Consider the following 21,540-nt stretch of genomic DNA (forward strand, 5'->3'; position numbering starts at 1 on the left):
TCCCGATGGCCTATGATGCCTCCGATCCCCGCGCGGCGCTCGCCGCCTCGGCCGCTGCGCCGAAGCCAGAGGCGGGACCTTTCTTCGGCGCCCACTACGCCAGGTTCTACGAGGAAGCGCCGCAGGAGGACACGAACGGCGTCCGCACCTGGTATGCGCGTGGCCGGAACTTCATCGTCGCCTATTCCGAGGTTCCGGCCGGCGCGGTGTTCGAGCGCCGCGGCCAGCCCGACGAATATGTGCTGCTGCAACCCGATCGCGACACCGCGGCGGAGGTGACCGCAAGTGGCGAGACGAAGCAGGTGGAGGGCTACACGGTCACCTTCGTTCCGCCCGGCGACAGCCGCATCACCATCAAGGCCGCGGGGCGTGTCGTGCGGCTGTTCACGCCGCGCTCCGAGGACCTGGCGGCGAAATGCAGCAACGCGGCGGCCTTCGCCGAGCCCGATCCGCGAATCCCGCCGCTGCAGGACTGGCCGACGCCGCCCGACGGCTTCAAGGTCCGCAGCTACACGCTGGACGTGCCGCCGGAGCCCGGCCGCTTCGGCAAGATCTGGCGCTGCACCACCTTCATGGTGAATTACCTGGAGCCCGCGAAGGGCGCGCGCGACGTGACGAAGATGTCGCCGCACCATCATGACGCATTCGAGCAGTGCTCCCTGGTGCTGAACGGCGCCTATACGCACCACATCCGCTGGCCGTGGACGACCAACATGAACCACTGGCGGGACGACGAGCACGAATACTGCCGCGGGCCGTCCGTCACGGTCATCCCGCCGCCGTCGATCCACACCTCGCGCGCCGAGGAAGCCGGGCAGATGGTGGACATCTTCTGCCCGCCGCGGATGGATTTCTCGCTGAAGCCCGGCTGGGTGCTGAACGCCGCCGACTACCCGATGCCGTCGCAGGGCTGATGCCGCGCATCGCCGCCGTCGAGGCGATCGCCTACCGCCAGGCGGTGCGGCATCGCGGCGCGATGGCGACGCTGGCCGGCGTGCCGCGCCGCGCCTTCGACACGCTGCTGGTACGGGTGGAAGCGGAGGATGGCCTGGTCGGCTGGGGCGAGTGCTTCGGCCTTTATGAGTCCTGGCCTGTCGTTCGGGAAATGCTGCGCCAACTGGTGGGGCCGGGCGCGATCGGGCTGGATGCGCAGGACCCCGCCGGCACGGCGGAAGCGATCCTGCGGCGCTTCCATGGCCTGGGCGCATCCGGCCCGTTCCTGCACGCGGTGTCAGGCCTGGAGACGGCGCTCTGGGACATCAAGGGCAAGGCGGCGGGGCTGCCGCTGCATCGCCTGCTGGGCGGGGAGGGCTGCGAGTCGCTGCCGGCCTATGCCAGCCTGCCGCGCTACGGCGCAGCGGATGTGGTGATGCGGGAAACGGAGGAGGCTCTGTCGCGTGGCTTCCGCGCGATCAAGCTGCATGAGATCCGCGCGCCCGAAATCCGTGCTGCCGCCGCCTGTATGGGCGGGGCCGGCGATCTGATGGTGGATGTGAACTGCGCGTGGTCGGCGCAGGGCGCCCGGGCGATCCTCTCCGACCTCGCTGACACGCCGCTCGCCTGGGTGGAGGAGCCGCTCTATCCGCCCGATGACTATGAAGCCCTTGCCGCGCTGCGCCGCGACAGCGGCCGCGTCATCGCCTGCGGCGAGAACGCCGCGAGCATCCTGGATTTTGCGCGCGTGGCGCAGGCGGTGGATGTGGTGCAGCCGAGCGTCGCGAAGATCGGCGGTGTCTCCGCGATGCTGCACGTGGCGCAGATCGCGAAGCGCGACGGCGCGCGCTTCGCGCCACATTCCCCCTATTTCGGCCCGGCGCTGATCGCGACCATGCACATCCTCGCAGCCATCGCGCCGGAAACGCCGGTGGAAGCCTACTTCTTCGATCTCGATCCCGGTCCGTTCGGCGACACGGCGATGCCGCAGGGCGCGCGCTTCGCGGTGCCGCAGGGCCCTGGGCTGGGCTGCGACCCCGATGCGGAGATGCTGGCGCGCTGCGCCCTGCCGTGATCAGCGCGGCGTCGGCCGGCGCAGGATCCCGCTCGTGCGCAGGATCGGCTTGCCTTCGCAGGTGAGCCGACCTTCCGCGAAGATCATCGAGCCCGTCGCGCGCAGCACGTCCATCCGGCCTTCGAGCCACGCGCCGAGCGGCGCGGCATCGAGGAAGTCGCATTGCAGGCTGATCGTCACGGTGAAGTCGCGATAATCCAGCGCCGCGTGACTGCCGCCGATCAGCAGCATGTCCGCCAGGAAGGAGAGCATGCCGCCGTGGCAGGTTCCGCCGGGATTGCAGTGCCGCGGCAGCACGCGGAAGCCGAGCGTGAAGCCGCCATCGAGCCGCCGATAGAGCGGCCCGTTCCGCGCCATGAATCCGTCGCCGTCGCGCGACGGCCAGGGTGCGAAGCCGGCAGGAACCTCTTCCGTCATCCCCGCAGGTTGAGCTCCCGCAGCATGCGCTCCGTCGCCGCGTCCTCCTCTGTCAGGAAGGCGGCGAAGCGGGCGCGGTCGAGCAGTTCGACCTCGTTGTAGTTGCGCTGCATCGCCTGGACGTATCCGGGGTCGGCGCCGCCTTCCAGTATCAGGCTGCTCCAGCGATCCAGGATGGCCGTGTCCGTACCGTTCGGAGCGACGAAGCCGAAGCGCGTGACCATCTCCAGGTCCACGCCGCTTTCGCGGAAGGTGGGCACTGCGGAAATCGCGGTCATGCGGCGCGCGCCGGTCTGTACCAGCGGCACGACGCCGCGATCCAGCAGCGGCATGATGAAGCTCGGCGCGCCCATCACCAGGTCGATGTCGCCGGCGAGCAGGGCGACCGACGCCGTCGCCACGCCGGAATAGGGCACGTGCAGCATCTTGATGCCCGCGACCTTGGACAACTGCTCCATGATCAGGTGCGGCGTGCCGCCGACGCCGGTGGAGCCGTAGCTCAACCCCTCCGGCTTGGCGCGCGCGGCGGCCAGGAAGCCCGTGAAGTCATTGAAGCTCGCGCCGCGCCGGGCTGCCAGGACGAAGGGGATCGAGACGAGGTTGGCAATCGGGGCGAAATCGGCGGCCGTATAGCCGAGGTTCTGCAAGCGTGGCGCCGCGGTCAGCGCGCCGGTGCCGGCGAAGAGCAGCGTGTAGCCGTCCGGCGGCGAGGTACGCACGCGGTTGGCGCCGACCGCGCCGCCGCCGCCCACGACGGTGTCCACGACGACGGATTGCCCGAGTGCCCGTGAGATCGGGCCCATCAGGGGGCGGATATAGGTGTCCGCGCCGCCCGGGGCATAGGGCACGATCACGCGGACCGCCCGGTTCGGATAGGCCTGCGCCCGCACCTCACCGGTACCGAGCAGAAGCCCCGCGCCCGCCAGGGCACCGCGTCGCGTGATCATGTCATTCCTCCCTCGCCGGCCAGTCACGCCGTCATGCGGAACAGGCGCGCCGGATTGGTCCACAGAATCTTCTCGCGATCCGCCGTATCGGGCACGACGCGATGCAGCGCCGCGAGCAGCGGGCCGAAATCGGTGCGCGCCTTGGCGCGCAGGAACGGCCAGTCGGACGCCCAGACGCAGCGGTCGATGCCGAAAGCCTCGATCAGCGCGCGCACATAGGGATCGGTGTCCTCATACGGGGAGCCGGTCGCGCTGAAGCGGAAGATGCCGGAGAGCTTGACATAGGCGTCGGCGCTGCGGCCGAGCTCAAGCAGCGCCTGGAAACCCGGCTGCTGCAGCCCGTCCTCGAGCACCGGTCGTCCGCAATGGTCGATCACGACCGGCAGCTTCGCGCCGCGTAGCGCCGGCAACGCCGCGATGATCGACGGGCCGTGATGGTAATGCACCTGCGCGAACCACCCGACCTCCCGGGCGCGGGCCAGCGCGCGCTCGCCGGCGGGGCCGAGCAGCGGGGGGCTCACCGCGTATTCCAGGTTGAAGCGGATGCCGACGATGCCGCCTTCCACCATGCGGCGGATCTCCGGCTCCGGCGTCGCGTCCGGCAGCAGCGCGACGCCTTTCAGCCGCCCCTTCGCCTCGGCAATCGCCTCCAGCATGTAGGTGTTGTTGGCGCCGTATCCGCCGAGGGGATTGATCAGCAGGCCATGCGTGAACCCGTGGCAGTCCAGCATGTGCAGGAATTGCGAGGCCGTGCCGAGCTCGTTCGCCTGGATGTCGAAGCCGCGGTCGCCGCCCCATCCCTGGCGGGTCAGGTCGAAGGCGTGGGCATGGGAGTCGACGGCGGGCATCCTGGGTCCTGTTCAGAAGCCGTAGAGCGCGGCGGGGTTGTCGACGAGAAGGCGCTGGCGATCCGCTTCATCCGGCGCGAAGGCCGGGATGAGGTTCAGCAACTCCATCTCGTCCACCGGGGTTGTCAGGTTGGGGTGCGGGAAGTCGGTGCCCCACAGCACGCGATGCGGTGCGGCGCGGAGCAGGGCACGGGCGAAGGGCAGGGCGGCGCTGAAGGGGGAGGTGGTCATCCGTTCCGCGCCGCTCAGCTTCACCCAGATACGCTCGTCCTTGAGCAGGTCGAGCAGGGTGCGGAAGGTGGGGCCCTCCACGCCGAGCGCGGGGTCCACGCGGCCCATGTGGTCGATGACCACGGGCATGTTCAGGCCACGGATGCTGGCCTCCATCTCCCGCACGCCGTCGCCCTGCAACTGCATCACCATGTGCCAGCCGAGCGGCCTGGCGCGGTCCGCGGCGCGATGGAACACCGCCATGTCCGGCCCGCCGCCGAGCGCCTTGATGAAGTTGAAGCGGATGCCACGGACCCCCGCCTCGTGCATCGCGGCGATCTCGGCCTCGGTCGTGTCATCGTCGATCATGGCGACGCCGCGGTAGTGGTCGGGCCGCCAGCGAAGCGCGTCGACCATCGCGCGGTTGTCGGTGCCGTGGCAGCTCGCCTGCACGATCACGGCTCGCCCGAGGCCGAGGCGGGCATGCAGCGCCGCCAGCACCTCCTTCGGCTTGTCCTCGGGCGTGTAGCGGCGGCTTGCGGCATAGGGGAAGCGGTCGGCGGGGCCGAAGACATGGCAATGCGCATCGCAGGCCGATGGCGGCACGGCGAAGCATGCCCGGCTTGGCGCCGCGTCCTGGACGGCTGCGGTCATGTCGTTTCCTCACCCCTTGCGCCAGCCTAGGTCCACGCGACGCCCAGCCTGAAGAGGGAAGTGACGGCATTCCGCGTGGCGGAATGGAGCCGTCCGGATCAGGCACGCGCGGCGGGATCGCCGGTGCGCAGCCGCTCCATGGAGGCGGTGATCTCGCGGCTGGCCTGCTTCAGCGACGGGACCAGTTCCTCGGTCAGTGCGCGGTGGCCGACGGCGGAGCGGAAGAAGCTCAGCCCGATGGTGCCGGCCACCGCCTCGTCGAGCATGATCGGCACGGCGACGGTGTTGGAGGAGCGTGGCTCCACCTTCGGGTCGCGCAGCGCGTAGCCCTGCCGCCGCACGGTGGCGACCATCGCGCGCACCACGCGTTCCAGGTTGGGCGGCCGGTCCTCCGGGTCGGCGGAGGCGGCGAGCATGCGCAGCAGGATCCGCCGCTCCTCCTCCGGACACCAGGCGAGATAGGCGCGGCCAAGGGCGCGCGTCACAAGGCTGTGGCGCACGCCGATGGTGCCGTGGAAGGGAGAGACGGCGCTGTCGGCCGCGGTGCTCACGCTGATCACGATGCGCCCGCCTTCCTGCACCGCGATCGCGGCGGGCCAGCGCAACCGGCGCGTGAGATCCGCGGCCCAGGGCCGCCCGGCCTCCGCCACCAAGGGGCCGCCATGGAAGCCGGAACTCAGCGCGAGCACGTCCGAGGTCACGTGGTAGCCGATGCCGCGCGTGCCCTTCGCCACCAGCCCCGCGGCGGAAAGCGTGCCGAGCAGGCGCATCACGGTTGGCTTGGGCAGCGCCGTCGCGCGGTGGAGCTGGTCCACGGTGGTGTTCTGCTGGCGGTTCAGCTCGCGCAGGAGGGCCAGCGCGCGCAGCACGGATTGGACGGGCAGCGCGCTCAGGGCACGGTCTCCGCCAGGTCGGACACGGTCAGCACCAGCTTGCCGATCTGCGCATTCGCGTCCAGCACGGATTGCGCTGCGGCCGCCTGCTCCAGGGGGAAGATGCCGCAGATATGCGTGCGTATGCGCCCCGCTTCCAACAGCGGCCAGGCCTGCTCCACCAATTCGCGCGCGATGCGGCCCTTGTAGCCGGGCGGCCGCGCGCGCAGGGTGGAGCCGGTCAGCGTCAGACCGCGGATGTAGATGTCGCGCGTGCTGATCGTGGCGGTCGGCGCGCGGTGGCTGGTGATCAGCACCAGGCGCCCGTCGCGCGCGAGCAGGCCGAGTTCGAGCGGCACGTAGTCGCCGCCCTGGCTGTCCAGGATCACGTCGACGCCGCGCTCACCGGCGAGGGCGTGGACCTGCTCTGGCCACTGGGCGTCGCGATAGTCCACCACATGCTGTGCGCCGTGATCGAGGCACACCGAGCGCTTCTCCGCGGAACTGCAGGTGGCGATCACTGTCGCATCGCGCAGGCCGCGCGCCATCTGGATTGCGGCGAGGCCGACGCCGGAGGTGCCGCCCTGCACCAGCAGCGTCTCCCCCGGCGCGATGCGGCCCAGCCAGAAGACGTTGTTCCAGGCGGTGAAGAAGGCCTCCGGCAGGGTCGCGGCCTGGGCGAAGCTGAAGCCGCGCGGGAGGGGCATGCATTGCTGCGCGGGCACCTTGCAGAACTCGGCATAGCCACCGCCGGCGACGAGGGCACAGACCGCGTCGCCCGCGCGCGGCCAGGTCACGTCCGCCGCACTGCGTTCCACGACACCGGCGATGTCGAGGCCAGGGATGTCGGTGACGCCGGGCGGCGGCGGATAGAGGCCCTTGCGTTGCTGCACGTCGGGCCGGTTCACGCCGGCGGCGGCGACCCGCACCAGGACCTCGCCCGGTCCGATGTCTGGTGTGGGGCGATCCGCAAGCGCCAGGACCTCTGGCCCACCCTTTCCCCTGATCTCGATCGCGCGCATCCGCTGCCCCCAATCCGCTGGCGCGGGCCGCGTAGCACGCCGGGCGTGCCCGGACCCGTCGCCTTGGACAGCATTCCGCCATGCGAAATCCGCCTCGGCAATGCTGGATGGCCCGGCACGGGCTGCTAGGCTGTCCTCAAGGATGCGCGATGCTGCGCCACGGAGGAAACCCATGCCGTCCGGCGACGCTCCGGCTGCTTTTCGACCTGCGCTGTCGCGCCGTGCCGTGTTCGCGGCGGGGATCATGCTGGCCGGGCGCGCATCGGCGCAGGAGGCTTGGCCGAGCCGCAACGTGCGGATCGTCGTGCCCTTCGCGCCCGGCGGCACGACCGACATCCCCGCGCGGATCATCGCGGACCACCTCGCCAAGCGGCTCGGCAAGCCCTTCGTGGTGGAGAACCGGTCGGGCGCGGGTGGCGCTCTCGGCATCCGCATGGTGGCGCAGGCGGCGGATGGGCATACGCTGCTGCACAGCACCTCGGCCGTGGCGGTGCTGCCGGCGCTGCAGCGCGATCCCGGCTTCGACCCGATGACGGACCTGGTGCCGATCACCATGACCGCGGCCTCGCCCATCCTGATGGTGGTGCGCGCCGATTCGCCCTTCCGCGACCTGCCGGGCCTGCTGGCACGGGCGCGCGCCGAACCGGGCAAGGTCAGCTTCTCCTCCTCCGGCATCGGCACCACGGTGCACCTGGCGGGCGAGTTGCTGCGTGCGCGGGCCGGCGTGGATCTGCTGCATGTGCCCTATCGCGGCTCTGCGCCCTCCGGAACGGCGGTGCTGGCGGGCGAGGTGGATTCCGGCTTTCTCAGCCCGATCGAGGTGCTGCCGCACATCCGCGCCGGCCGCATGCGCGCGCTGGCGAATTGCGCGCGCACGCGCACCCTGTTGCCGGACACGCCGACCATCACGGAAGTCGTGCCGAGCTATGATGGCGTGCAGCTCTGGTTCGGGCTGTTCGGCCCGAAGGATCTTTCGCCGGCGACGGTTGCGCTGCTGATGGCGGAACTGGCGCCGATGCGCAGCGGCTCCGTGCTTAGCGAGCGCATGGGCGAGGTTGGGGCGGACACGCTGCTGGATGGGCCGGAGGTGCTTGCGGCACGACTGCGGTCGGAAGTGCCGCTCTGGAAATCGGTGGCCCAACAGGCGGGGATACGCAGCGAATGAGCGGCATCGTGGCGGCCGGCGATGCGCCGCTCGTGGACACGCATTTCCACCTCTACACCCGCGACATGCCCATCGAGCCCTGGGCCTGGCACCACCCGCCGGAGGACGCCTCCGCGGAGCAGTTCATCGAGGTGATGGACCGGCACGGCGTCGGCTTCGGCGTGGTGGCAGCAGCGAGCCTGTACGGCCAATACAATGACTACGTCATCCGATCGCTGCGCCGCCATCCGCGGCTGCGCGGCACGGTCTTCCTGCGACCCGAGACCGACATGTACACGCTGGAGCGGATGAAGGCGGATGGCGTGGTCGGCATCCGCCTGTTCTTCCGACGCGTGCCGAACCCGCCCGACCTGTCCACCCCGGAATACCGCACGCTGCTGCGGCGGATGCGGGACCTGGACTGGCATGTCCATACGCTGGCGAGTGGCGGCATGCTGCCCGAGGTGATCCAGGCGATCGAAGGCGCCGGCGTCAAGCTGGTGATCGACCATTTCGGCATGCCCGATCCGGCGCTCGGCGTGAACTGCCCCGGCTTCAAGGCGCTGCTGGCCGCGGTGGAGCGGGGCCGCACCTGGGTGAAGATCTCGGCCGGCTATCGCATGCCGTCGCCGGAGGCGGCGCGCAGCTATGCGCAGGCGCTGCTGCGGGTCTCGGGCGGCGAGCGGTTGATGTGGGCGAGCGACTGGCCCTTCGCCGCATTCGAGGACAAGGTCACCTATGCCCGGACGATCGCCGACCTGCAGGACTGGGTGCCGGATCCTGCGCAACGACGCCTGATTGCGGGCGAGACGCCGATGCGCCTCTATTTCGGCGCGTGACGACAGGGTGACGGAACAGGGAGGAAAACCATGACCGATTTCTCGAGGCGCCGCATCGGCGCGCTGGCTTTTGGCGCGGGGCTTGCTGCCGCGACGCGCCCGGCGGCCGCGCAGGCCTGGCCGAGCCGCCCGGTGACCGTCGTCGTGCCGTGGCCGGCTGGCGGTTCGACCGATGTGCTGGGCCGCGCGGTTTCCGCCTGGTTCGGCGAGCGTCTCGGCCAGCCTTTCGTGGTGGACAACCGCTCCGGCGCGAACGGCAATATCGGCGCGGGCAGCGTCGCGCGCGCGGCGCCGGATGGGCAGACGCTGATGGTGACGACGAACGGGCCGATCACCAACAACACGCTGCTCTACAAGTCGATGCCCTTCGATCCCTTCAAGGACCTGTCGCCGATCGCGCTGCTGGCGGAGCTTCCCGTGGTGATCGCGGCGCGCAGCCAGATGCCCTATCGCACCGTGCAGGAGCTGGTCGCCTATGCGAAGGCCAATCCGGGCAAGGTGAATTGCGGCACGCCGCCGCTCGGCTCGGTGGCCTATCTTGCGGCGCAGTTGCTGCAGCATCGCGCGGGCATCCAGCTCAACCTGGTTCCCTATCGCGGCTCCGCGCCGCTGACGAACGACCTGCTCGCCGGCACGGTGGACATGGCGCTCGACCTCGTCACCACCTACCTGCCGCATATCCAGGCGGGCACGCTGCGCGCGCTCGGCGTCACCACGGCGGAACCGATCCCGCAACTGCCGCAGACGCAGACGGTGCAGGCGCAGGGCATCGCCGACTATCGGGCAACCGGCTGGATCGCGCTGCTCGGGCCGGCCGGGCTGCCGGAGCCGATCGTCGGCCGACTCAATGCGGAGAGCAACGCGTATCTGCAGGTCGAACAGAACCGTGCGCGGATGTCGGGGCTCGGTCTCACGCCACTCGGTGGGACGCCGGCGGATGTGTCGCGGCGCATGCAGGCCGAGGTGGCGCTGTGGCGGCCAATCATCCAGGCCGCCGGCATCTCATTCGACTGACGCCGCTGCCGAACCGCCATGTTGCATCGTCCAGGCGTCACCAATGGCGCGATCGGCAGCGTCCCCTATCTGCGGGAGCTGATCCTCTCCGCCTATCCGGATGCGAAATTCAACGAGAACATCCGGCATCGCATGACGGCCGAGGAGATCATCGCCTTCCTTGCCGACTGCGACTGCGCGATCATGGGCGGCGACGTGGTGAACGACCGCGTGCTGGCCGCGCTGCCGAACATCCGCACCATCGGCATCTTCGGTGTCGGGCTGAACACCGTGGACCTGGCGGCCTGCCAGCGGCACGGGGTGCGGCTCGGCTTCACGCCGGGCGTCAACCGCCTCGCCGTCGCCGAGCTCGCGCTGTGCTTCATGATCGCGGGGCTGCGGTGGGTGGCGCCACTGAGCCTCGCGATGCGCAGCGGCGAGCGGCCGCGCACGCGGGTGGGGCGCAGCCTCACCGGGCGCGTCGTCGGCCTGCATGGCTGCGGCCATATCGGCAAGGAAGTGGTGCGGCTGCTCAAGCCGTTCGGCTGCACCATCATCACCCACGACATCCGCAACTACCCCGATTTCTACGCTGCGCATGGCGTCACGCCGGTCTCGTTCGACACGCTGCTCGAGCGGTCGGAGGTGCTGTCGCTGCATATCCCGCGCAGCCGCGCGACGGAGAACCTTTACGATGCGGCGACGCTGGCGCGGCTGCGCCCAGACTGCGTTCTGGTGAACACCTGCCGCGGGGGCATCGTGAACGAGGACGCGCTGCTGGCCCGGCTGGAGAGCGGCGCGCTGGTCGCGGCCTGCCTCGATGTCTTCGCGCAGGAGCCGCCGACCAACGACAGGCTGCTGCGTCAGCCGAACCTGTTGTCCACCCCGCATGCCGGCGCCAGCACGAAGGAGGCGCGCATCGCCATGGTGCAGGCGGCGCTGCGCGGCCTGCGTGAGGGCCGGCTGGTGGATCCCGTCGACTACACCGACTACCTCTAGCCGCAAGGGCCAGGATCATGACCGCTGACGAGCTGCGCATCCGGCAGGAGCTGGAGGCGCTGAACATCGCCTTTTGGCGCGACGTGGACTCCAACTGGGGCCGCAGCGCGCACGAATTCTTCACCGAGGATGGCGTCTACACCACCAGCCACCGCCCGCGGCAGGGCAGGGAGGCCATCCGTGGCTTCTACAGCGAGCGCGAATCGCGCGGCCCGCGCGTGGCCCGGCACCTGATCCACAACTTCCATGTCACGGTGCATGACGCAAACCGTGCGACCTGCGAATGGACCATGTGCCTCTATGCCGAGGATGGCGAGCCGCCGCTGATGTCGGAGCCGCCGATCCTGATCGGCGCAGTGACCGACGAATGCGTGCGCGGCGCGGACGGGACATGGCGCTATGCCGCGCGCACGACCCGCCCGCTGTTCAAGGGCAGCCGCCCGACTTCCGGCTGAACCTCAGAGGTGCTTGCCGCCATCCACCAGCAGGATGCTGCCGGTGGTCAGGCGGAGATGCGTGACGGCGGCGACCACGGCCAGCGCCACGTCGTCCGGCTGGCAGACGGTGCGCAGCGGCGAACTCGCCGCCTGCCGCACCACGGCGTCCCGGCTGCGGCCGGGCACGAAGTCGGTGTCCACGCCCGCCGGCGAGACGCCCATGATGCGGATCTCCGGCCCCAGCACGCGGGCCAGGGACATCGCCATCGTGTCCAGTGCCGCCTTGGAGGCGGCATAGGCGATGCTGCTGCCGATGCCGTTCAGCGCGGCCAGCGAGGAGATGTTGATGATCACCGCGTCGCCGGTCCTCTTCAGCAGCGGCGCGAAGGCGCGGATGGTGGAGAAGGGGCCGCGCACGTTCGTGACCAGGATGCGGTCGAAGGTCTCGTCGTCCAGTGCCTCGAGATCGGCATGCGGCACGGCACGCGTGGTGCCGGCGGAATTCACCAGCACGTCGCAGCGGCCGAGCTTCGCTTCCACCGTGGCCGCGGCGGCGCGGATGGCGGCGCTGTCGGTCATCGGGATATGCAACGGCAGGTGGCCCTTGCCGGGCAACGCGGCCGCAAGCGCCTCGGCGCGGTCGCGGCCGCTGTTGTAGCCGATGGCGATCGTCGCGCCGCGTTCCGCCAGGCGACGCGCCGAGGCGGCGCCGATGCCGCTGCTGCCGCCGGTGATCACGGCGACGCGGCCGCCGAGATCGTACGGGCCGAGGTTGCCGTTCCTTGTCTCGCTCATCCCGTCTCTCCCCGTTTCTGGGCGCATGCTGACTGAGCGCCTTCATGGCGCCCATTCTCCGCGCGCTGCAAGACGGAACAAGGATCGACGCGTGGCTTTCGCGCCGGCTGTCACCAGGTGATGCGCTCGATCTGCGCGAGTTCCACCTGCCCGCCGTCGGCGAAATGGATGGTGCCGCTGGCCGGCTCGGCGAAGTCGAAGGCGCGGTCGCCCTGCGTCACCGAAACCCCCGCATCGAGCACGAGGGTCCACCCGCCTTCGCCGGGCGCACCGACGCCCTCCACATGCACCCGATCCAGCCAACTGCCGTCGCCGCCCTCGATGCGGTCATGCCCGCCCCCGGCGGAGACGATGAAGAGGTCCGCGCCGGCGCCACCGGCCATCGTCTCGTTCCCGACGCCACCATGGAAGCTGTCATGCCCCGCGGTGCCGGAGAGATGGGCATCCGTGTCGCCGCCATGGATGACCGAGGGGGCGATGTCGAGCGCGACGCTGCGCGTGCCGGCTGCGGCGCCATCCTCGTCGCGCAGCGTCACCGCGATGCCGCGGGTGCCGGCGGACAGGCCCGCGGGATTCTCGATGGCGAGCGATTCCAGCACGCGCTCATAAGTCCCGGCTGCCGCCGGGCCCGACAGGGTCACGGTGCCATCCGGCGCGCGGGTCATGGCGATCCCCGTGTCGCCGAGCAGGCTGCGGCCGTCCTCCTCGCGGATGTCGTAGCCCTCGAAGACGAGACCGTCGCCTTCCTCCGCGCCGGCAAGCGTGACGGTGGCGCTCCCCATGCGCGGGCTGTCCACATCCGTGATGGCCGCATCGGCGAGGATGACCGCGCGCTGCTGGCCGGTCGCCGCCTCCGTCGCTGCGGCAAGGGTGAGGACCGGCGCATCATTCTCGGGTGTGATGGTGACGGCGAAGCTGCGCGCGGCGCTGGCCGTGGAGGAGCCGTCATGCGCCGTCGCGTTCAGCGAGAGCGCCAGCGTGCCATGCCAGTCTGCCGGCGCCGCCAGGCGAAGACCATCCAGATCCGGCGGCTGCAGCCGCCACAGGCCAGCGCCGAGCGCCGTGCCGGCAGACAGCGCGAATCCCGCGGGCAGGCCGCTGATCGTGACGGCGGCGATGCTTTCGGAACCGTCCGTGTCGGCCAGCATCGCCGAGAGGTCCAGTGAAACGGCATGATCCTCGGCGCCGCTCGCGTCTGCGGCGGAGAGAAGCGGCACATCGGCGACCGCGTTGACGGTCACGGGCAGGATGGCGCTGCGGCTGGCCTCCTCGCCGGTGGCGTTCTCGCGCGCGACGGCCGTGATGGTGAGTTCGAAGCGGCCCGACCAGTCGGCGGGCGGTATCACGCCGACGATCGCCGCTTCGGCGGGTGTGAGTGTCCACTGCCCATCCTCGCCGCGCGTGCCGGCGGACAGCGCGAAGCCATCGGGCACACCCGCGACGACGAAGCGCGCCAGGCTTTCCGATCCGTCGGTGTCGGCGAGCGTGGCGGCGATTGGCAGGCGAATGGCGCTGTCCTCGGCGCCCGTGGCGGGGATGAGCGCGAGGTTCGGCGCGTCAGCGACCGGCGTCACGACCACGTCGAGCGGCACGGTCACCTGCGCCTGGTCGCCATTCGCCGCTTCCTGCGACACGGCGGTGACGGAGAGAGAAAGGCTGCCGGAAAAATTCGGTGGCGGCGTCAGCGTCACGGTCGCCGCCTGTTCCGCCGTCAGCGTCCACACGCCATCCGAGCCGCGCGTGCCGGCGGAGAGGGTGGCGCCCGTCGGCATGCCGGCGACGAGGAAGCGCGCGATGCTCTCCGATCCGTCTGCATCGGCGAGCGTCGCCGCGAGGTGGAGCGGGATCGCGGTGTCCTCCGCCCCCGCCACGGCGGCAAGCGAGAGCAGCGGTGCATCCGCTACCGGGTCCACGGTGACGGCAAGCTGGAATCGCGTAGCGACCGCATCGCCATCGGCTTCCGAGGCGGTGGCGGCAAAGTCGAGCCGCAAGGTGCCGGCGAAATGCGGTGGTGGCGTGAAGGCGAGGCCGGCAAGCGCGTCGCCGGGGATTGTCCAGCTGCCATCGGGATTGGCGTAACCAGCCGAGAATTGTGCGCCGGCCGGCACGCCGGTGGCGATCAGGGCCAGCGTCTCCGACCCGTCCCTATCGGTGAGGCGCGCCACGATGTCGAGGCTGATTGCCGTGTCCTCCTCGCCGGTGGCGGTCGCCGCCGCATCGACCAGCGGTGCATCCGCCGAGCCGAGGACCGAGACGCGGAAGGGCACGGAGGTGGTGGCCACCTGGCCCGTGCTGCGCTCCATCGCATGGGCATGCAGCGTCAGCGCCATGCTGCCGGACCAGTCGCCCGGTGGCGTGACGCTCAGCCCGGCAAGCTGCGCCGGCGTCAGCGTCCAGCTGCCGTCGCCGTTGTTGATGCCGGCGGAAAGCCGCGCGCCTTCCGGCAGCCCCGCGATCACCACGGACATCGCCTCCGACCCGTCGCGATCCACGAGCGCCGCCGCCAGGCCGAGTGCGATCGGCTGGTCCTCGGTGCCGGTCACGTCCGCGGCGCTGGCGGTGGGCGCGTCGGGCATCGGCGAGACGCTGACGCTGACGCTGCGCGAACTGGTGGCGGTGGCGCCGTTGGACTCCTCGCGAACCGTTGCGGTCACCGTCAGTCCGAAGGTCCCATGCGCGTTCTCTGGCGGGATCAGGCGCACCGCCGCGATTGCGCTGGGGTCCACCGTCCAGGTGCCGTCGCCATTCGCGGTGATGCCTGCCGCGGGCGCGATGCGCGCACCGGCAGACAGGCCGGAGAGGGTGACGGCGACGACGCCTTCGCTGCCATCTGCGTCGCGCCCGGCGATCGCGAGGTTGAGGGGAACGCTTGCATCCTCGGCGCTCGCGGGCGGCGCGGCGGAAATAGCCGGCCCGTCAGCGACGGCTTCGACGTGCAGCGAGGCGCTGTCCGTGGTGCTCGTCGTGCGACCCGTCCCGTCCATGGCGAAGGCGGTCACCTTCGGCGTGATCTCGCCGGCGAAGTCGCGCGGCGGAATGACCAGCAGCCTGTCGAGTTCCTCAGGCCGCAGCACCCAGACGTCGCGTTCGGGGTCGTGGAAGCCGGTGGAGAGCCGCGCGCCGGCAGGCAGGCCGGAGACGATGACCGACAGCGTCGTGCCCGGTTCCGCGGCGACCAGCACGATGCCAAGCGGCACCGTCGTGTCCTCAGATCCCTCCGCCGCGGCGACCTGCAGCTTCGGGGCGGCGGGCGGGACCGGATCGCCTCCGCCACCCGGCTCGTCCTTGCCGTCGCCGATGTCTTCGCCCTCGGCCGCCTTCACCGTCAGCTCGAGCTTGCTGACATGCGTGGTCGTGTGACCTTCGCGTTCGACCGCGACGGCTTGCACGCGCAGGGTCGCACTGCCTTCGTAGCCCGCCGGCGGGCGGATCTGCAGGCCGGGCAGATCGGCTTCCCGCAGCAGCCAGACGCCATCACCAGCCGCAACGCCGGCCGAGAGGAGGAAGCCAGCGGGGACGTCGCGCACCCAGAGATGCAGCGCCTCCGATCCATCCGTATCCGTCAGGGCGGCGCGGATCGGCAGGCCCGCCCAGCCGCTGGACGGATCGCTGCTTCCGTGCCCGGACATGCCGACGCTTTCGACCTTCAGTTCCGGCGTGTCCGCAATGCCCGATGGATCGACGGTGACGATCCCGCGCAGACTCGCGCTTGTTCCATCCTCGTCCTGCACGGTCACGCGCACCGTCAGCTGCGCCGCGAGGTCGCTGTCGCGCGGCATGGTCATCGTCGTGCCGGCCAGGCGGTCAACCGCAATGCGTGCGACGCCGTCGGTCGTGGCCACCACACTGCCATCTGCCAGGCGGAGCACGGCCCCCGCCGGGATGCCCTCCACCACCGCTTCGCCGACCATGCGCTCCGATCCGTCTCGGTCGCGCAGCGGGGCAGCGAGGTTCAATGGGATCGGCGTGTCTTCCGCTCCCCGCGCCGTCGCCGACCAGTTGGTGCTGTCGAGCAAGGCGGCGACGCGCACCGGAAAGCTGACGCTCGACACGGCCTGCGCGCCGCCATTGCCTTCCTGCGCCACCGCCGCGGCGGTGAGCGTGATCGTGCCGCTGAAGTCGGCGGGCGGTGTCAGCGTGACATCGGCGGCCTCGTCCGCCGTCAAGGACCAGCTTCCCGGCCCACGCCAGCGTCCGGCGGAGAGGATGGCGCCGTCGGGTACGCCGGATATGACGTAGTAGAGACGCTCCGATCCGTCCGCATCGCCCAGCCGGGCGGACAGGTCCAGCGGGATCGCGCTGTCCTCCGCGCCTTCGGCGCCAACGCGCAGCCAGATCGGCGTGTCCGCAACGGCATCCACACGCACCGGCAACTCGCGCGGCGCGCTCTCGGCGCGGCTGCCATTCGGCTCCTCTGCTATGGCCGTGATGCGGAGGGTGAAGTCGGCGTCGCTGTCCGGCGGCGGCGTGACGGTGAGGCTGGGCGCGGCGCCGGAATCCACGAGGACGCTGCCGTCCGGCTCGCGCGCCAGTACCGCCCCCCCGGCCCGCAGCACGGCGCCGTCGGGAACGTCCAGGATGCGGAACGCAGCGATGCGCTCCGAGCCGTCGCTGTCGGTGGCTGCGGCGGAGATGCGCAGCGCGATGTCACTGTCTTCGAGGCCGATGGCCGGGCCGGTGCGCAGCGTCGGCGTATCCGCGACGGCGTCCACCGTGACGACGAAGCTGCGCTCGACCGTGGCGCTTGTGCCATCCCTCGCCTCGGTCGTCGTGGCGCGCAAGGTGAGCGCGATGCTGCCCGAAAAGTCGCGCGGCGGCGTCATGGTCAGGCCATCGAGGGCATCCGCGTCGACGCTCCAGCTTCCATCCGCATTGCGCGCGCCGGCCGAGAGCGTCGCGCCGCCCGGCACGCCCAGGATCCGCAGGGCGAGGGCTTCCGATCCATCGGTGTCGATGAGCGCGGCCGAGAGATCGAGGGCGATGGCGGTATCCTCCGCCCCTGCGCTGTCGGCGGCGGCGGCAAGCGGTGCATCGGCCACCGCGCGCACGGTCACGCCGTAGCTGCCGGTGATCTCGCGCGTCACGACCAGGCCGTTGCCTGCATCGGACAGCGTGGCGCGCAGCGTGACGCTGAAATCGGCATCGCTGTCGGCTGGTGGCCTGATGCTGACCAGGCCGGCCTTCAGATCGGCGGTTGGCACCGCCCATTCGCCAGGTGCGGTCCGAGTCCCGCGGTTCAGCATGGCGCCGGCCGGCACGCCGGAGACATGCGTCGTTGCCGACCAGCTTTCCGAACCGTCCGCATCGGGCGTGCTGTAGCTCGGCTTGAGCTGGATCCAGCCATCCTCGTTGCCGGCCTTGCTGCCGGTGATCCGGCCGGCATCCGCCACCGGGTCCACCGTGACGGTGAAGGGCGCCGTGGTGCGTGCAGCCGGGGCGCCGTCGCGCGCTTCCGTCGCCACGGCGGTCAGGGAGAGATCCATCCGGCCTGAGAAGTTCGCCGGCGGCAACAGCGACACGGTGGAGAGCTGCGCGGCTGTCAGGCTCCAGGACCCGTCGGCGCCTCGTGTGCCAGCGGTGAGACGCGCTGTCGAAGGTACACCGACGACGATGAAGCTCAGCGTCTCGGACCCGTCCGTATCGGTCAGCGCACCGCCGAGCCCGGCGAGCCGGATTGGCGTGTCCTCCCTCCCGGCGGCGTCCGCCACCTGCACGGTGGGGGAATCGGCCACGGCGCGCACGACGATGGTCGCGCTCGCCTCGGTGACCTTGCTGTCGGCGCCGTCGTTCACGGCCAGGCTGATCCGCAGCGTGATGTCCGCATCCGAGTTGGCCGGCGGATGGATCGCGAGCTCTCCGGCTTCGAAAGCCGCGCGCGGCACCGTCCAGATGCCCGGCGCGGTCTCGCTGCCATGGCTGAGTGTGGCGCCGTCCGGCACACCGCCGATGGTGAGCGTGGGGCCGAGCGTCTCCGATCCGTCACGGTCGGTGGTCGCGAGCATGCCCCGGATCGCAATCCAGCCATCCTCCGCGCCGGTGCCGCCAGCGGTGATCGTCGCGGCATCGGCGACGGGCGCGACGTGAACCGTGAAATCGCGGTCCGCCGTGGCGGCATCGCCATTCGCCGCCTCGGTGCTGGTGGTGCGCAAGGTGAGTGCGATCTCGCCGGCGAAGTCGCGCGGCGGCGTGAGCGTCAGCCCTGCCAGATCGGCGGGGTCCAGGCTCCAGCTTCCGTCGGCATTGCGCAGGCCGGCCGACAGCGTCGCGCCATCGGGCACGCCGAGGATCCGCAGCGCCAGGCTCTCCGATCCGTCCGCATCGGTCAGCGCCGCGGCGAGATCCAGCGCGATCGCTGCGTCTTCCGCGCCGAAGGCATCGACCGCGCCGACGATAGGCGCATCGGCGACCGCGGCGACCTGCACCGTGAGGGCGATGGTGACGGTGCTTGCCGCGCCATCGCCTTCGGTGTCGCGCAGGACGGCCTCGATGGTGAGCGGGATCGGTGCATCGCTGTCGGCGGGCGGCGAGATGGCGATGGCGCCCGCGACCAGCGCGGCCCGGTCCACCCGCCACACGCCGTCCCCCAGATCCTCGCCGCGGTTCAGCTGCGCGCCCGTGGGGACACCACGGACCAGGGCGATGTCGTCCCATCGCTCGGATGCATCGGATGAAGCACCGAAATGCGCCAGGATCGGGATGGCGCTGTCCTCGGCGCCGGACGCGGTGGCGGAAAGGTCGGCACCGTCCATCACGGCTGCGACCTTGACCGTGAACCGGTGTTCGACGCTGGTCGTGTCGCCGTTCGCGGCTTCTCGGGTGGTGGCGCGCAGCGTCAGCGGGATATCGCCGGCGAAGTCGCGCGGCGGGGTGAACGACAGGCCCGCGAGATCCGCCGCCGGCACGCTCCAGCTGCCATCGGCATTGCGCGTCCCGGCGGAGAGCGTCGCGCCTTCGGGCAGGCCAAGGATCACGATCGCCAGGCTTTCCGATCCGTCCGCATCGGCCAGCCCGGCGGAGAGGGCGAGGGGGATCGCGCGATCCTCGTCCCCCGCGGCATCCTCCGCGGCGGCAAGCGGCGCGTCCGCAACGGCGGCGATGCGGATCTCGGCCCGGGCCGTCAGCTGCCGCGTGTCCACCCCGTCGGCAGAGGTGTCGCGCAGCGTCGCGGTAAGCGTCAGCGCGAAGCCCGTGTCGGAATCGGCGGGAGGACGCAGCGCGACATGGCCTGCGAGGAGTTCCGCGCGTGAGACCGACCACTGCCCCGGCGCGACTTCGACGCCCTGGTTGAGCGTGCCACCGCTGGGCAGGCCGGCGATCAGGACCGTGTCCGCGAGACCTTCCGAGCCGTCAGCATCCGCGGTGACGAAGGCCGCGGCAATCGGGATCCAGGAATCCTCCGCGCCGCTGCCGCCGGCCGTCAGCGCGGCATCCGCTTCGGCCCGCGGCGCGACTGTCACGGTGAAGGGGAGCTCCCGCAGGGCGGCATCGCCATTCGCGGCTTCCGTCGCGGTGGCACGAAGGGTCAGCGCCAGCGTGCCGGAAAAGTGCGGCGGCGGCGCCAGGGTGAGCCCCGGCAGGTCGTCGGCATCCAGGCGCCATCCCCCATCGCTGCCGCGCGTGCCGGCGGAGAGCGTCGCCCTCTCCGGCACGCCAAGCAGGACGAGCGACAGCCGCTCCGAGCCATCGGCGTCGGACAGCGCGGCGGCGAGGTCGAGCGGGATCACGCCATCCTCCGCTCCCGCGGTCTCGGCGACGCTCACCAGCGGTGCGTCGGCCACCGCGGTGACGGCGACGATCAGCGGTGCGGCCATGGTGGCTGCGGCGCCATCCGCTTCCAGGACCTGCGCCTCGATGCGGAGCGCGATGGCCGCATCGCTGTCCGGGGGCGGCGTCAGGGCAATTCGGCCCGCCTCGAAATCGCTGCGGGCCACGCGCCAGCTTCCCGCGCCGAGCGGCGTTCCGCCGTCCAGGCCCGCATCGGGCGGTACGCCGTGGATCAGCACCGTGTCGGCCCAACGCTCCGACGCGTCGGAGAGCGGGCCGAAGCCGACCGAGAGAGTGATCGGCCGGTCCTCCTCGCCCGCGGCGCTGCCGTGGATGGCGCCGCCATCCACCACGGCATCGACCCGCACCGTGAAGCGGCGCTCGATCACGGCGGCGTCGCCATTCGCCGCCTCTGTGCTCGTCGCGCGCAGCGTCAGCGCGATCATGCCGGCGAAGTCTGGCGGCGGCGTGAGCCTCAGGCCTGGCAGATCCGCGGGGGCGACGCTCCAGCTGCCATCCGCGTCGCGCATGCCGGCGGAGAGCGCCGCTCCCTCCGGCACGCCGAGGATCGCGAGTGTCAAACGCTCCGAGCCGTCCGTGTCGGTCAGCGCCGCGGAAAGGTCGAGCGGGATGGCCCGGTCCTCGGCGCCGGAGATATCCTCGGCCGTCGCCACAGGTGCGTCCGCGACTGCTGCAATGCGGATCTCCGCCAGGCCGGTCAGTTCGCGCGTGTCGCGCCCGCCCTCGTCCACATCCTCCGCGATGGCGCGCAGGGTCAGGCGGATCGTCGCGTCGCTGTCCGCGGGCGGCCGGATGGCGATGCGGCCGGCGAGCAGGTCGGCGGTCGCGACCTCCCAGATGCCGGGCGCAACCTCGCTGCCCCGGGACAGTTGCGCGCCGGGCGGGACACCCTCGATCCGCACCGTGTCGAGCAGACGTTCGGAGCCGTCGTCGTCGGGCGTGGCGAAGCCGGCCGCGATGGTGATCCATTCGTCTTCCGCGCCGCTGCCCGACCCTGTGACGGCCGCCTGGGCATGGACGCCGGGCGCGTCGGGCTGTGCCTTCGGCAACTCGGGTGCGCTGGAGCCGCCGACGGCGACCTCGCCGGCCGTCGCGACGGTCTCGGGTACCGGTTCGACGATGGGCAGCATCAGCGGCGCCGCCTGCGAGAGCGCCGCCGCGGAACCGAGGGCGGTCATGGCCGCGGGCAGCGGCAGCCCGGCGCTTTGCCCCTCATTGCCCGGAGCGGGGGCACTCGCGGGCCTGGGCGCTGGCGCAACCGGATCGGGCGTCGCCGCCACGGCCCCGATGGCCGGTGTCGCGGGGACGGTTGCAGCGTCCTGCTGCCCTGCGCGTGGACCCGTCGTCCTGGCCGCGCCATCCCCGGCGGGCGCCGTTGCCGCCGGCGTGGCGGCGGCATCGCTTGACAGGCCAACGCCGACCGCGGCGCTGCTTGCCCCGACCAGGATGGCCGGGGCGGGCGGCGCCTCGTTCTGCAGGCCGCGGACCGTGGCGCGCAACTGGCGCACGGCACCGTCGGAGAGCAGGCTGCCTTCCGTGGGCTGCTGCTGCGTTTCCGCACTCATGGCTG

The 21,540-nt window shown here is 71.3% G+C and carries 15 protein-coding genes; 7 read left to right on the forward strand and 8 right to left on the reverse strand.

The features are described 5' to 3' along the window. The first annotated feature begins 5 nt into the window (after positions 1-5). Together E4T13_RS00750 and E4T13_RS00755 are read left to right on the forward strand one after the other, a co-directional pair. Positions 6-914 carry a hypothetical protein gene (locus E4T13_RS00750; protein ID WP_137176353.1) on the forward strand — a complete coding sequence of 303 codons (909 nt, stop codon included), beginning with the start codon at positions 6-8 and terminating at the stop codon, positions 912-914. Beyond that, positions 914-2,008: a mandelate racemase/muconate lactonizing enzyme family protein gene (locus E4T13_RS00755; protein WP_137176354.1), complete on the forward strand. Its 1,095-nt coding sequence runs from the start codon at positions 914-916 to the stop codon at positions 2,006-2,008. The genes E4T13_RS00750 and E4T13_RS00755 overlap by 1 nt, the downstream gene beginning before the upstream one ends. On the opposite strand, the gene E4T13_RS00760 is transcribed toward E4T13_RS00755, so the two are convergent. The 6 genes from E4T13_RS00760 to E4T13_RS00785 all read right to left on the reverse strand — a co-directional run bounded on the left by E4T13_RS00760 (position 2,009) and on the right by E4T13_RS00785 (position 6,978). Next, positions 2,009-2,425: a PaaI family thioesterase gene (locus tag E4T13_RS00760; protein WP_137176355.1), complete on the reverse strand. Its 417-nt coding sequence runs from the start codon at positions 2,423-2,425 to the stop codon at positions 2,009-2,011. It abuts the gene before it with no gap. After that, complete coding sequence (locus E4T13_RS00765) at positions 2,422-3,372, reverse strand: tripartite tricarboxylate transporter substrate binding protein (protein WP_137176356.1); 951 nt, start codon at positions 3,370-3,372, stop codon at positions 2,422-2,424. Before E4T13_RS00765 ends, E4T13_RS00760 begins: the two co-directional genes overlap by 4 nt. Before the next feature lie 23 nt (positions 3,373-3,395). Continuing rightward, on the reverse strand, positions 3,396-4,220 hold the full coding sequence (locus E4T13_RS00770) for an amidohydrolase (protein WP_137176357.1): 825 nt from the start codon (positions 4,218-4,220) through the stop codon (positions 3,396-3,398). A 12-nt stretch (positions 4,221-4,232) separates the two neighbouring features. After that, positions 4,233-5,084 carry an amidohydrolase gene (locus E4T13_RS00775; protein WP_137176358.1) on the reverse strand — a complete coding sequence of 284 codons (852 nt, stop codon included), beginning with the start codon at positions 5,082-5,084 and terminating at the stop codon, positions 4,233-4,235. Between the two features lie 98 nt (positions 5,085-5,182). Next, positions 5,183-5,953: a helix-turn-helix domain-containing protein gene (locus E4T13_RS00780; RefSeq protein WP_137176359.1), complete on the reverse strand. Its 771-nt coding sequence runs from the start codon at positions 5,951-5,953 to the stop codon at positions 5,183-5,185. Positions 5,954-5,973: 20 nt separating this feature from the next. Beyond that, a complete protein-coding gene (locus E4T13_RS00785; protein WP_137176360.1) occupies positions 5,974-6,978 on the reverse strand; it encodes an NAD(P)H-quinone oxidoreductase in 1,005 nt (334 codons plus the stop codon). Positions 6,979-7,150: 172 nt separating this feature from the next. Here E4T13_RS00785 and E4T13_RS00790 point away from each other — a divergent pair, with 172 nt between their 5' ends. Genes E4T13_RS00790 through E4T13_RS00810 form a run of 5 tightly spaced genes read left to right on the forward strand, consistent with a single transcriptional unit; the run spans position 7,151 to position 11,408 of the window. Further along, positions 7,151-8,143 carry a tripartite tricarboxylate transporter substrate binding protein gene (locus E4T13_RS00790; RefSeq protein WP_170984726.1) on the forward strand — a complete coding sequence of 331 codons (993 nt, stop codon included), beginning with the start codon at positions 7,151-7,153 and terminating at the stop codon, positions 8,141-8,143. Further along, positions 8,140-8,961 carry an amidohydrolase gene (locus E4T13_RS00795; protein WP_137176362.1) on the forward strand — a complete coding sequence of 274 codons (822 nt, stop codon included), beginning with the start codon at positions 8,140-8,142 and terminating at the stop codon, positions 8,959-8,961. Before E4T13_RS00790 ends, E4T13_RS00795 begins: the two co-directional genes overlap by 4 nt. Positions 8,962-8,991: 30 nt before the next feature. After that, on the forward strand, positions 8,992-9,975 hold the full coding sequence (locus tag E4T13_RS00800) for a tripartite tricarboxylate transporter substrate binding protein (RefSeq protein ID WP_137176363.1): 984 nt from the start codon (positions 8,992-8,994) through the stop codon (positions 9,973-9,975). A gap of 18 nt (positions 9,976-9,993) precedes the next feature. Next, entirely contained in the window at positions 9,994-10,953 is a 960-nt protein-coding gene (locus tag E4T13_RS00805; protein WP_137176364.1) for an NAD(P)-dependent oxidoreductase, read from the forward strand. Between the two features lie 17 nt (positions 10,954-10,970). After that, positions 10,971-11,408, forward strand: coding sequence for a nuclear transport factor 2 family protein (locus E4T13_RS00810; RefSeq protein WP_137176365.1), 438 nt, complete (start codon positions 10,971-10,973; stop codon positions 11,406-11,408). Between the two features lie 3 nt (positions 11,409-11,411). Here E4T13_RS00810 and E4T13_RS00815 read toward each other — a convergent pair whose 3' ends face one another. Together E4T13_RS00815 and E4T13_RS00820 are read right to left on the reverse strand one after the other, a co-directional pair. Then, positions 11,412-12,185, reverse strand: coding sequence for an SDR family NAD(P)-dependent oxidoreductase (locus tag E4T13_RS00815; RefSeq protein WP_137176366.1), 774 nt, complete (start codon positions 12,183-12,185; stop codon positions 11,412-11,414). A gap of 110 nt (positions 12,186-12,295) precedes the next feature. Beyond that, positions 12,296-21,535 carry an Ig-like domain-containing protein gene (locus tag E4T13_RS00820; RefSeq protein WP_137176367.1) on the reverse strand — a complete coding sequence of 3,080 codons (9,240 nt, stop codon included), beginning with the start codon at positions 21,533-21,535 and terminating at the stop codon, positions 12,296-12,298. Between the last annotated feature and the right edge of the window lie 5 nt (positions 21,536-21,540).

The sequence above is a fragment of the Roseomonas sp. AR75 genome (assembly GCF_005222815.1).
GTDB lineage: Bacteria > Pseudomonadota > Alphaproteobacteria > Acetobacterales > Acetobacteraceae > Falsiroseomonas.

Bases quoted from the DNA above. Each gene is read 5' to 3' on its own strand.
- E4T13_RS00750 (WP_137176353.1), top strand. From the start codon at position 6: ATGGCCTATGATGCCTCCGATCCCCGCGCGGCGCTCGCCGCCTCGGCC.
- E4T13_RS00755 (WP_137176354.1), top strand. From the start codon at position 914: ATGCCGCGCATCGCCGCCGTCGAGGCGATCGCCTACCGCCAGGCGGTG.
- E4T13_RS00760 (WP_137176355.1), bottom strand. From the start codon at position 2,425: ATGACGGAAGAGGTTCCTGCCGGCTTCGCACCCTGGCCGTCGCGCGAC.
- E4T13_RS00765 (WP_137176356.1), bottom strand. From the start codon at position 3,372: ATGATCACGCGACGCGGTGCCCTGGCGGGCGCGGGGCTTCTGCTCGGT.
- E4T13_RS00770 (WP_137176357.1), bottom strand. From the start codon at position 4,220: ATGCCCGCCGTCGACTCCCATGCCCACGCCTTCGACCTGACCCGCCAG.
- E4T13_RS00775 (WP_137176358.1), bottom strand. From the start codon at position 5,084: ATGACCGCAGCCGTCCAGGACGCGGCGCCAAGCCGGGCATGCTTCGCC.
- E4T13_RS00785 (WP_137176360.1), bottom strand. From the start codon at position 6,978: ATGCGCGCGATCGAGATCAGGGGAAAGGGTGGGCCAGAGGTCCTGGCG.
- E4T13_RS00790 (WP_170984726.1), top strand. From the start codon at position 7,151: ATGCCGTCCGGCGACGCTCCGGCTGCTTTTCGACCTGCGCTGTCGCGC.
- E4T13_RS00795 (WP_137176362.1), top strand. From the start codon at position 8,140: ATGAGCGGCATCGTGGCGGCCGGCGATGCGCCGCTCGTGGACACGCAT.
- E4T13_RS00800 (WP_137176363.1), top strand. From the start codon at position 8,992: ATGACCGATTTCTCGAGGCGCCGCATCGGCGCGCTGGCTTTTGGCGCG.
- E4T13_RS00805 (WP_137176364.1), top strand. From the start codon at position 9,994: ATGTTGCATCGTCCAGGCGTCACCAATGGCGCGATCGGCAGCGTCCCC.
- E4T13_RS00810 (WP_137176365.1), top strand. From the start codon at position 10,971: ATGACCGCTGACGAGCTGCGCATCCGGCAGGAGCTGGAGGCGCTGAAC.
- E4T13_RS00815 (WP_137176366.1), bottom strand. From the start codon at position 12,185: ATGAGCGAGACAAGGAACGGCAACCTCGGCCCGTACGATCTCGGCGGC.
- E4T13_RS00820 (WP_137176367.1), bottom strand. From the start codon at position 21,535: ATGAGTGCGGAAACGCAGCAGCAGCCCACGGAAGGCAGCCTGCTCTCC.